The organism is Methylobacterium sp., from assembly GCF_019745455.1.
In the GTDB taxonomy this organism is placed as follows: Bacteria; Pseudomonadota; Alphaproteobacteria; order Rhizobiales; family Beijerinckiaceae; genus Methylobacterium.
Genome location: NZ_JAIETD010000122.1, coordinates 1 through 10236, shown reverse-complemented (window position 1 = coordinate 10236; position 10236 = coordinate 1). Strand labels below are relative to the sequence as shown.

Annotated in this window: 8 protein-coding genes and 2 pseudogenes; 3 read left to right on the top strand and 7 right to left on the bottom strand. The window is 65.1% G+C overall.

The features are described from left to right. Positions 1–143, bottom strand: a pseudogene (locus tag K2Y56_RS21710) (sugar transporter); the annotation flags it as partial. 473 nt (positions 144–616) lie between these two features. Here K2Y56_RS21710 and K2Y56_RS21705 point away from each other — a divergent pair. Then, positions 617–1981 (top strand): capsular biosynthesis protein, encoded by a 1365-nt coding sequence (locus K2Y56_RS21705; protein WP_292512634.1) that lies wholly within the window; start codon positions 617–619, stop codon positions 1979–1981. Between the two features lie 36 nt (positions 1982–2017). On the opposite strand, the gene K2Y56_RS21700 is transcribed toward K2Y56_RS21705, so the two are convergent. Beyond that, on the bottom strand, positions 2018–4009 hold the full coding sequence (locus K2Y56_RS21700; protein WP_292512631.1) for a capsular polysaccharide biosynthesis protein: 1992 nt from the start codon (positions 4007–4009) through the stop codon (positions 2018–2020). 259 nt (positions 4010–4268) lie between these two features. On the opposite strand from K2Y56_RS21700, the gene K2Y56_RS21695 reads away from it, so the two are divergent. Together K2Y56_RS21695 and K2Y56_RS21690 are read left to right on the top strand one after the other, a co-directional pair. Next, positions 4269–5054 carry an SDR family NAD(P)-dependent oxidoreductase gene (locus K2Y56_RS21695; protein ID WP_292512628.1) on the top strand — a complete coding sequence of 262 codons (786 nt, stop codon included), beginning with the start codon at positions 4269–4271 and terminating at the stop codon, positions 5052–5054. Then, positions 5051–5908, top strand: coding sequence for a formyltransferase family protein (locus K2Y56_RS21690; RefSeq protein ID WP_292512626.1), 858 nt, complete (start codon positions 5051–5053; stop codon positions 5906–5908). Before K2Y56_RS21695 ends, K2Y56_RS21690 begins: the two co-directional genes overlap by 4 nt. A gap of 3 nt (positions 5909–5911) precedes the next feature. Here K2Y56_RS21690 and K2Y56_RS21685 read toward each other — a convergent pair whose 3' ends face one another. The 5 genes and pseudogenes from K2Y56_RS21685 to K2Y56_RS21665 all read right to left on the bottom strand — a co-directional run bounded on the left by K2Y56_RS21685 (position 5912) and on the right by K2Y56_RS21665 (position 9837). Then, positions 5912–6493 (bottom strand): phospholipase A2 family protein, encoded by a 582-nt coding sequence (locus K2Y56_RS21685; RefSeq protein ID WP_292512624.1) that lies wholly within the window; start codon positions 6491–6493, stop codon positions 5912–5914. Between the two features lie 80 nt (positions 6494–6573). Then, a complete protein-coding gene (gene ettA / locus K2Y56_RS21680; RefSeq protein WP_292512622.1) occupies positions 6574–8226 on the bottom strand; it encodes an energy-dependent translational throttle protein EttA in 1653 nt (550 codons plus the stop codon). A gap of 194 nt (positions 8227–8420) precedes the next feature. Then, positions 8421–8690 (bottom strand): hypothetical protein, encoded by a 270-nt coding sequence (locus K2Y56_RS21675; protein ID WP_292512620.1) that lies wholly within the window; start codon positions 8688–8690, stop codon positions 8421–8423. A gap of 20 nt (positions 8691–8710) precedes the next feature. Further along, positions 8711–9605: pseudogene (locus tag K2Y56_RS21670) on the bottom strand (DNA/RNA non-specific endonuclease). Between the two features lie 13 nt (positions 9606–9618). Next, a complete protein-coding gene (locus K2Y56_RS21665) occupies positions 9619–9837 on the bottom strand; it encodes a hypothetical protein (protein ID WP_292512618.1) in 219 nt (72 codons plus the stop codon). Positions 9838–10236 lie beyond the last annotated feature (399 nt).

Sequence of the window (10236 nt, the reverse complement as noted above, 5' to 3'; positions counted from 1 at the left end):
TAGCGCGCAAACGTCCCCTGCGCCGTCGCAACATCCGCACCCTCCACAACCGCGCTCGTCGTCGGACCCGCCGCAGGGAGAAGCGAAGTGCAGCCCGAGAGCAGCACCGCCGTCATGGCCGAGAGTGTGAAGACGCGAACCATACCGTACCCTCGTTGTCGCGTGCAGCCACGCCGTCCGGCGCACGGGACATTCGGTCCATGGATGCACGCAAACACTGCGATCGGCTTAACCAACGCTGAAGCTTCTCTTATTCCTTCATCGGAAGCGCGAGAAGCGCCGCTTGCTGGTCGATTTTTACGGTCGGATTGTGACACGGCCAAGCTTTGCCGACTTGCAGAACCGGTGCGCAACCGAAGATCCTGTCCTTGATGCTGCCAAGATCTCGGTTCTTAACCGCTCCGGCGACGGCGGCGCGACAATCCGTTCCGATGACGAGGCGGCGAGGACTTTGCGTCCGAGCGGTTTCCTCATCCGAGTGACGATTGAAGTCCGGTCGACGGCGTCGAGGTGTTGCCGCGAAGACATTGCCCCCTGAAGTGGCGGGTCTAATCTTCGCACGATGATGACACAGGCCGTTCCGCGTATCGGAACGTGCGTCAGGCGGGGTGCAAGCGTGGGATCGAGCCTGTCAACGATCGTCGACCATCCCTCCCGCCAGAGCGCGCCGCGTCCGTCATCGGCCCGCCAGGTGTTCCTGTTCCTCCAGGGGCCGATCACCCCCTTCTTCGCCGAAATCGCCGACGAACTGGAAGCGCGCGGCCATCGCTGCCTCAGGGTCAACCTGTGCTTCGGCGACCGCCTGTTCTGGCGCCGTCCCGGCGCCGTCAACTTCAAGGGCCGGCGCGATGCCTGGCCGGCCTTCATCGCGGATCTGATCGATCGCGAAGGCGTCACCGATATCGTTCTCCTCGGCGAACAGCGCTACTACCACAAGGTGGCGATCACGGCGGCAAAGGCCCGCGGCGTAAAGATCACCGTCACCGATTTCGGCTATCTGCGTCCGGACTGGATCACGCTCGAGCGCAACGGCATGTCCGGCGAGAGCTGCTTCCCGCGCGATCCCGAGGCCATCATGGAACTGGCTCGGTCTGCGCCCGAACTCGACCTGAAGCCGCGCTTCAAGGACGATTTCACCACCCAGGTGATCTGGGACATGGCCTACCACCTCCTCAGCAACTGGCTGTGGTTCCTCCATCCCGGATACCGCTCGCATCAGGTCCACCATCCGGCCCTGGTCTATATCGGCACCGGCCTGCACATCCTGAAGGCGCGCCGCGAGGGGCCGAAGGCGAACCGGCTGATCGAGGAGGTCCAGGCCTCCGGCGTGCCATATTACGTCCTGCCTCTGCAGATGGAGAACGACTTCCAGCTCCGGGCCTACTCGCCGTATTTCGACCTGAAGACCCCGATCCACGAGGTCATCAACTCCTTCGCACAGAACGCTCCGGCACATGCGAGGCTGATGGTGAAGGTGCATCCGCTCGATCCGGGCGTTCGCAACTGGCGCCGCATCGTTGCCCGCTCTGCACAGAAATGGGGTGTGGCGGACCGTGTCGATTATCTCGATGGCGGCGACCTACCCAAGCTCCTCGAAAAGTCGAAGGGCGTCGTCACCGTCAACAGCACCGTCGGCCTTTGGGCGATGCGGGCGGAAACGCCGGTGATGACCCTAGGCCAGGCGGTCTACGACATCGATGGCCTCACCTTCCAGGGATCTCTGGACGCGTTCTGGACGCAAGGGACCAAGCCGCGCCAGGACCTTTGGAACGCTTTCCTCAAGGCCATCGTCGCCCATATCCAGATCCGCGGTGTCTACTACAAGCGCGAGGGCTTGAACGCAGCTGTGCAGGCTGCCGCTGGCAAGCTCGATCTCACCGACGGAGCCTGGCTCGAGGTGCGCGCCAAGGCCGCCCGTGGCGCTCCCGAAGCTCGCTGGGGCGAGCCGGGTTTCGGGATCGATGGTCTCCAGAACGCCTGAGACGCAAGCCCCCCCGGGATTCATGCCGGGACGTGGTCACCCATCCCGGTGCAGGACCCGACGGAAGGCGAGCGACCAGACGTGCTTCAGCGCCGCCTCAAGGGTCGGCGCGCGCCGGGCTAGACCGGGATCCCCATCCGCGAGGCGGCGAACCACCACTTCCGGCGGGCATGCAAGACCTGAGCGCGGATCGAGATAGCGCGTGTAGCGGATCAGCGCTCCCGCAACGAGTTCATCAAGGCTGAGACCGCGTGTCCGACGCTCGCAGGGTGGGCTGTCGGTCAGGCCCCATCCGGCATAGAACGGCAGGCCGTGCGTCGTCACCGGCTTGCCGCGAAGCAGCGCTTCGAAGCCGATCAGCGAGGTGATGACCTCGACCTTGTCAGCGGCCTCGATCGCGTCCGGCGCCGGAACGTCTCGCAGCACCACATCGGCGAGCTTCGCGATGTCGGACGGCGCGACTCGGCCAGGTCTCAGGCCGGCCTCGACGTCGGGATGCGGCTTGAAGACGATCGTGGCGTCCGGGTTGCGCTCACGTGCCAGCTTCAGGAGCCCGAGATTGGTGGTCACCCTGGCGGCGCCGAGGCTGATCGAAGCATCGTCCTCGACTTGACCCGCGACAAGTACGACCGGACGTCCCTTCGGCAATGCCGGCATCGCCGCTGATCCGACATTGTATTTGCTGATGCGGGCATCGACGATCGCGGCGCGAAGGCGCGCTGCGCGCTCGATCATGCCGGCATCGAAGTGCTCGTCCTGCAGGAGCCGCTCGAGGTCGCTCGCGGTCGTCGCGTCGTAATAGATGCCGGTGGAATCGAGGACGTAGGAGGCGCCGGGCCGCAAGGCGACGCCAAGCCCGATCGAACGGAGGAACCCGTCCTCCATCCGCACCAGGGGTACACCGGCCGTCTCGCAGGCGGCCTGCATTCCCGCGGGCGCACGACTCGACCACGCGACCAAGCGATCGTAACCGAAGAGGTCACCGGCGGTGACGGACGAACCCTTCCGGGCAATGACCGGACTTGCCCCGACCGTGGACAATGTCTTGCGCAGCCAGGGATGTTTCCAGGACGGGAAGCCGAGGCAGAGGGTGCGTTTCGCGTTCTCGCGCCCCCTAGCCACAGACAGGCCGAGGATGGCGAGCGCTTCCTCGAAACTGCAGGCCTCACCGCCATAGGGTTCGAAATAGCGCGAGCGGACGAGGTAAGTCGCCGCGAAGACCTCAGCGGCCGTGCGCAGGCGAGTCCTCCGGGCAAGGTCGAGGCGGTCGTCGGTGAACCCCCAGCCCGCATAGAACGGCATGCCGAAGCATGTCACCCGGCGACCGGCCAAGGCCGCCTCGAACCCGACATGGCTGGTGACGACGTAGATCCGCGCGCAGCCCTCCACCACCGACCAGGCATTGAGTGGATCCTGCACGAGGCGCGCGCCGCGCGCCTCGGCGATCACGTCGAGATGGCCGCGGCCCGAATGAAACGGGACTGCCGGGTCCATCACCACGATAACCTCCGCGCCCTCGTTCTCGGCGATGGCCGCGTCGAGCATGGCGGGGAATCGCTCCTCCCCCGCGAGCCCGAAGCCGATCGAAGGGTCGCCACGGGGCTGATCGACGACGACGACGCGGGGCCTGTCCGCCATCGCACCGCGTTTGGATAGGGCGACATCGAGGTCGACCCTGCGCGGATCGTTGTCGATCGAAATTGCTGTCCGGCGCAACTCGGCGATGCCGGACGCGGTCCGCTCGCCGAGGCCTTCCTCTTCCCAGCCGCCTTGTTCGAGCATTATCTCGAGTTCGCTCGGCGCAGTGGCGTCGTAATACACGCCGAGGCCGTCGACGATGTAGCTCAGGGAACGATCTGTTCCGGTGGCGGGGAGCCGCAGGAAGCCGTCCTGCCAACGGTCCTTCAGTCGGACCTTGCGGGAAACCGGTTCGCTGGCGAGCCGCGGCACGCCTCGCTGCTGACCCGGCGGCTCAGCTTCGGCCGACAGCGTCCGCGGCCACAGGCGCTTGACCTTGCCTTGATCCATTCGGTCTCGGTCTCCTGGGTCGACCGCATCGGCTCGGCGGTGGTATGCCGCTGAGACGACGAGGCTTCCTGCCGGAGGCTAAACCCGGCGCTGCGGCGGCATCGAGCCGAAATCGGGAGGATGAGTAGCCCCTGCCGTACCGACAACGTGCGCCGGACGTCAAGTTGACGCGCTGGAGGAGCCCGCAGCCACGACAACCCCCTCGATTGGACCGGGTGCCTGGGCTATGCCTCGCCTCCCTGTCCCGAACGGTTGGTCAATGCCCACCATCCTGATCACCGGCGCGTCGAGCGGAATCGGTGCCGCGCTGGCTGCCCGCTACGCCACGCCCGGCTCCACCCTCATCCTCAATGCCCGCGGCCTCGCTCGCATTGAAGAGGTGGCCGCGTCCTGTCGCGCGAAGGGCGCCACCGTACTATGCGAGAGCCTCGACGTCCGCGACCGCCCCGCGGTTCGCGCCTGGCTAGCGCGGATCGATGCGGATCACGGGCTCGACCTCGTCATCGCCAATGCCGGCATCAATGGCGGCAATCCGTCCGGCGAGGTCGAGACCGAGGAGGCCGCTTTCGAGACCGTGGACGTGAACCTCTACGGTGCACTCAACGTCGCGCTTCCGAGCGTGACCCTGATGCTCGCGCGAGGCCGCGGGCAGATCGGCCTGATCTCGTCGCTCGCAGCCTTCGCCCCTCTTCCCGACGCGCCTGCCTATAGCGGCACCAAGGCTGCGCTTCTCGCACATGGCCTGGCGCTCAGGGCGAAGCTCAAGCATCGCGGCGTGAAGATCAATGTCGTCACGCCGGGCTACGTCAGGACGGCCATGGGCGGAGATTACGATGGCTGGCGGCCGATGGAGATGAGCGCCGAGGAAGCGGCCCGCCGCATCGTTCGCGGCTTGGAGCGCGACGACGAGATCATCGCCTTCCCGCAACCGCTCGCAGCGCTTGCCCGCGGCGCCGCCTTGTTGCCGGAACGCCTGCGCCGACTTGGCATGCGTGACTTCAGCTTCAAGGTCGGCAAGAGCAGTCGAACGACAGGTGGTCGATGAAGCGGCCCCGCATTGCCCTGTTCGTCCTGGAGGCCCTGCCGAATGCGCGCGCGGTGCGGCGGTTCGTGAACGACCATGCCGCCGACATCGTGTTTGTCGGCCTATCCAACGCTGAGCGCCCGAGCTCAGGCGGGCTCTTCGGCCAGGTCCGCCGCCACCTCACCCGGTCCGGTCCGGCCTTCCTACCCTACCTAGCGGTCAACTTCGGCCTCCCGGATCTTCTTTCTCCCGCTTCAGGGGTGATCCAGCGGTTCTTCGGAACCAAGGAGGCCGTCGGCGCGACGCCGCTCAAGGGTCTCTGTGCCGGCCTCGGCATCCCGACGACGGTCGTCAACGATGTCAACGGGCCTGAAATAACGAGCGCGCTCGAAAAGGCGAAGCCCGATCTCATCGTCACCTTTCACTTCGACCAGATCCTCTCGGGCACCACACTCGGCAGGGCGAGCCTCGGCGGGCTCAATGTCCATCCTGGGTTGCTGCCACACCATCGCGGACCGGTGCCGACGATCCATGCGCTCGCCGAGAACGAACCCGCCTTCGGGGTCACGATCCATCGCCTCGCCGTGGCGATCGATGCCGGAGCCATCCTGGCGCAGGATAGGACTGAGCTGCCGGAAGGCACCACGGCGACACGGGCCTCGATCCTGCTGCACGAGCAGGGACGCGTGCTCCTCGACGCCGTACTGGATACCATCGCTGCGGAGGGTGCCATCCCGGCAGGCCGCCAGGTCGAAATCCTTCCCTACTGTCCCTTCCCCGACCGGGCTTTCCTCGCCGACCTGCGCAGCCGTGGACGCAAGCTGACCGACGCGGCGGACCTGCGCGATGCCATCACGCTCCATGCGCGAGGCTGAAGCTCAGGGCGTCTGGCACTGCATGACCTCGGCGGCCTCCGCGACGCTCAAGGCGCGCTGGCGAACCTGCAGAGAGACGGTAGGCCGCTCCGACACGATCGCGGCTTCTAGCTTCAGGGTCTTGTCGCATGCGCAGGACCGATAGCCGGCGGTCGCGTAGCAGGAATCGTGACGTTGGCAGGCTGCGTCGAGCGCGTCCGTAGGAGGAAGCCCTTCGCCGCGTTGGCCGACGCCGCAATAATTGCCGTGGTAAAGGTCCCGCCCCGTTGCCGCGTCAAGGGGCGAGCCCCCCGGAAGCGGCGCCTCACGCCGGCCGCTTGGATTGAGATCGTTCGCAGGTCCTCCTGCCTTGGTCCCGGAGTTGCGCAGCGATTTCGGGATCGGCGAATCGATTCCTGGCTCGGCGAGCGATTCCGCCGACCGCGTATTGGGGTCAGACAGGTCGGGAAGCGGCGGCGGCGGCCCGGGCTGCGGCTCCTCCGTCTCGATGACCGGCGCCGGTGTTCGATCGATCACCTGAGCGAGGGCACTCGATCCGAAAAGAAGCGCGGTGACGATCAGAAACGGGCGGAGGTAGCGGCTCATCAAGGTGCTGGGCTCCCAGGTAGATCCGGGGACCCAAACACAGTTGATGCCTAGACCGTTCCCGCGCGGTAGCTGCGGCCTTACCGCGAGAACTTCTTGTACTTCAGCTTCTTCGGAATGATCGAATCGGTTCCCAGGCGCCGCTTCTTGTCCTCCTCGTAATCCGAGAAGTTGCCTTCGAACCATTCGACATGGCTCTCGCCCTCGAAAGCGAGAATATGCGTCGCGATACGGTTCAGGAACCAGCGATCGTGGCTGATGATGACGGCGCAGCCGGCGTAATCCTCGAGTGCGTCTTCGAGCGCCCGCAGGGTCTCCATGTCGAGGTCGTTGGTCGGCTCGTCGAGGAGCAGCACGTTGGCGCCGCCCTTGAGCGTGCGTGCGAGATGGACGCGGTTGCGCTCACCGCCCGAGAGCGTGCCGACCTTCTTCTGCTGGTCGCCGCCCTTGAAGGCGAAGGCCGCGCAATAGGCGCGTGAATTGATCTCGCGCTTGTTGAAATAGATGATGTCGTTTCCGCCCGACACCTCCTGCCAGACCGTGGCGTTCGGATCGAGGGCGTCGCGCGACTGGTCGACATAGCCGAGCTTCACCGTCTCGCCGACCTCGATGCGGCCTCCATCCGGCTTCTCCTGGCCGGTGATCATCTTGAACAGCGTCGTCTTGCCGGCGCCGTTGGGGCCGATGACTCCGACGATGCCGCCCGGCGGCAGCTTGAACGACAGGTCCTCGATCAGCAGGCGATCGCCGAAGGCCTTGTTGAGGTGGTCGAACTCGATGACGTTGTTGCCGAGCCGTTCGTCGATCGGGATGACGATCTGCGCGGCGGCATCGACCTTGTTGTTCTGCTTGGCGACGAGCTCTTCGTAGCGGGTGATGCGGGCCTTGGACTTCGACTGCCGGGCCTTCGGGGACGCCGAGATCCACTCCTGCTCGCGGGCGATCGAGCGCTGGCGGGCCATGTCCTCGCGGCCCTCCTGCTCCAGGCGCTTCTGCTTCTGCACGAGCCAGGCCGAGTAATTGCCCTCGTAGGGGTAGCCGCGGCCACGGTCGAGTTCGAGAATCCAGCCGGTGACGTTGTCGAGGAAGTAGCGATCGTGGGTCACGATCAGGATCGCGCCGGGATACTGCTTGAGATGGCCTTCGAGCCAGTTCACCGTCTCGGCGTCGAGGTGGTTGGTAGGCTCGTCGAGGAGCAGCAGTTCAGGCTCCCAGAGCAGCAGCTTGCACAGGGCGACGCGGCGGCGCTCGCCGCCGGACAGCGTCGCCACCGGCTGTTCGTCTCCTGGGCACCCTAAAGCCTCCATCGCTTGGTCGACCTTCGAATCGAGCTCCCAGAGATTCCCGGCCTCGATCTTGTCCTGGAGCGCGGTCATCTCGTCCGCCGTCTCTTCGGAATAGTTCATGGCGAGCTCGTTGTAGCGGTCGAGCAAGGCCTGCTTCTCGGCAACGCCCTCCATGATATTCTCGCGGACGGACTTATTGGGGTCGAGCTGCGGCTCCTGCGGCAGGTAACCGACGCGCGCGCCCTGGGCAACGAAGCCCTCGCCGGTCCAATCCTTGTCGATACCGGCCATGATCTTGAGAAGCGTCGACTTGCCCGATCCGTTGATGCCGAGCACGCCGATCTTCGCGTCGGGATAGAACGACAGGTTGACGTTCTCGAGGACCTTCTTGCCGCCCAGATACGACTTGGTCAGCCCCTTCATATGGTAGATGAATTCGCGGGCCATGGGATGTCCTTGTCAGTTGCTCGCCGGTCGTCGCAGACAGTCCTGCGCCGGGGGAGCGGTCCTGTCGGCGGCACGCAAATGAGGCGCCTGCCGTACCTGGACCGCTCGTCATGAGGATGTGAGGTTTCGAGTAACAGCACGCCCCCTCCACGGCAAGGTGATGGCCCGCCATGTGGGCGGGCTGCGAAGCGATGTCAGGCGAAGGGATTGCGCGTAGTCGCCGTGTTCGTCGTCTTCTCCGCTATGGCTGCCGGGAGATCCTGCGCCTCGAGTCGCGCCACGATGCGATCAACGACCTGTTTCAGAGCTCGCGCCCTTCCAAGGCCGGCGCGATCACGGGTGATCGAGACGGTGCCATGGAGTGCCAGCGTGTCGGTTCCGTTCTCAATCGAGAGCCCGCCGAACTGGCAGACCGCAGCGTCGTCCGAGAAGGGCACGAAAGATGGCGGTGAATGCTCGGTCATGGTCTTCGAAACCTCCACCATCAGAAGATCGCCCGAAGGATTTCACGCACGACATACCGGACGAAGCGTTCGAGGCTGCGCTGCAGCCAGCCTTCCACCGAGTCGTCGCGCCGGCTATCCCGCGTCGAAGCACCGTCGCGACTATAGGAGCGCGGTTCCGGCAAGTTCATCGTTCTCGTCCCGGCAGGCCGACGCGGAAACGCATCGATGCCTGCGATCGTCGTCAACTCGGCGAGACCGATCTCCCTCCATTCGGCATCCGAAACGTTCGGCGCGAGATAGGCCGCACCCTCGCGGCTTTTAGGATCGTAGACCGCTTTGAAAAGATGCGTCGGCACCAGCACACGGCCGTTGATGGTCTGGATCTCGGCCCCCTGGAAGATCGGACCGGTGACCACGTAGAGGTCTCCGCGCTCGATGGCGAGGCGCCGCACGCTCTCCTCGATCGCGGCCCATAGGGTACGGTTTAGTGTGCGCTCCTGAGGTACGATGTTGCCAAGACTGAACGATTCGGTTTGTGCCTGCGCGGTCGGCATGTCGCCGGCCGGCGCCATGTGACCGCGGTCGAAGCCGCTCCGGACATAGTCGTCGAGCTCCGAGCGAAAGTCCTTCGGCAGGCGCTCTTCGTCGTGGAACGCATCAATCCGGTCGACGTCGCGTGCCGCGAGGACGCCCTGCCGGGTCAGGTGCTCTGCGGCGTAGAGCGGGGTTCGTGAGACGCCCGAATGAAAGGACCGTGAAGGCCGAGAAGCACAGAGGCAGCGTCTTCGCCGCGAGCTTGACCTCGACGAGGGACGGTCGGCCTCCGCCAAGAAGGTGAGCTGGGCATTCATCGGCACGTGAGTAAGGTGCCTGGACCGAGCATCCCGCCGCGAGAACGATACCGAGCAGCCGTCGGCGAAATGCGCCCCTCAATACCCGATCCGCTTCAATAACAGACCCGAACCTTGCGGGTGCCCGAAGGCGTCTCGCGCCAGCGATAGCCGCACGGGCGGCCGAGCGATCCCTCGAACGGACGGACCAGACGATCGGATTTCGGTTCGGGCGTCAGGCGGAATGCCGGAAAGGTGGTTTCCGCATCGGCCGACCGTGGCAAAACAAATTGGCAGAGAGGTAGAGTGACGCAGATCAGGACGACGCGCTTCATGGTCTGGATCATTCCCGAGCTGAGCAGCGATGCGGAAAAATGCCGGTTTGCATTGATCGTCGGACGATAAGTCCTTAACTGGCGCGTTCTTGTGCAGGGTTCGACGATGGCTGATCCCGTCGCGTGCCGGCAACAAAGCTATGGATGCGATACGCTCCCGACTGTCGCCAGCGTGCCAAAGCTGAGCGTTATCGGTATGGATATCGCAGGGCAATGTCGTCTCGGCCGCGCAATGATAAGCGCAGCCGGACGGATTCTTTTAGAGCGCGACGCCTTTGTGGGGCGGCCGGCAAGCGGGTTCAAGGCATGACAGCGATGGACACCTCGATTTTGGACGGTCTGTCTGAGCCTCATCTGTTGCGGGCTCTGCCGGAGGGCGAGTTGCAGGCGGTTGCCGAT

Bases quoted from the DNA above. Each gene is read 5' to 3' on its own strand.
- K2Y56_RS21700 (WP_292512631.1), bottom strand. From the start codon at position 4,009: ATGGATCAAGGCAAGGTCAAGCGCCTGTGGCCGCGGACGCTGTCGGCC.
- K2Y56_RS21675 (WP_292512620.1), bottom strand. From the start codon at position 8,690: ATGACCGAGCATTCACCGCCATCTTTCGTGCCCTTCTCGGACGACGCT.
- K2Y56_RS21690 (WP_292512626.1), top strand. From the start codon at position 5,051: ATGAAGCGGCCCCGCATTGCCCTGTTCGTCCTGGAGGCCCTGCCGAAT.
- ettA (WP_292512622.1), bottom strand. From the start codon at position 8,226: ATGGCCCGCGAATTCATCTACCATATGAAGGGGCTGACCAAGTCGTAT.
- K2Y56_RS21685 (WP_292512624.1), bottom strand. From the start codon at position 6,493: ATGAGCCGCTACCTCCGCCCGTTTCTGATCGTCACCGCGCTTCTTTTC.
- K2Y56_RS21665 (WP_292512618.1), bottom strand. From the start codon at position 9,837: ATGAAGCGCGTCGTCCTGATCTGCGTCACTCTACCTCTCTGCCAATTT.
- K2Y56_RS21695 (WP_292512628.1), top strand. From the start codon at position 4,269: ATGCCCACCATCCTGATCACCGGCGCGTCGAGCGGAATCGGTGCCGCG.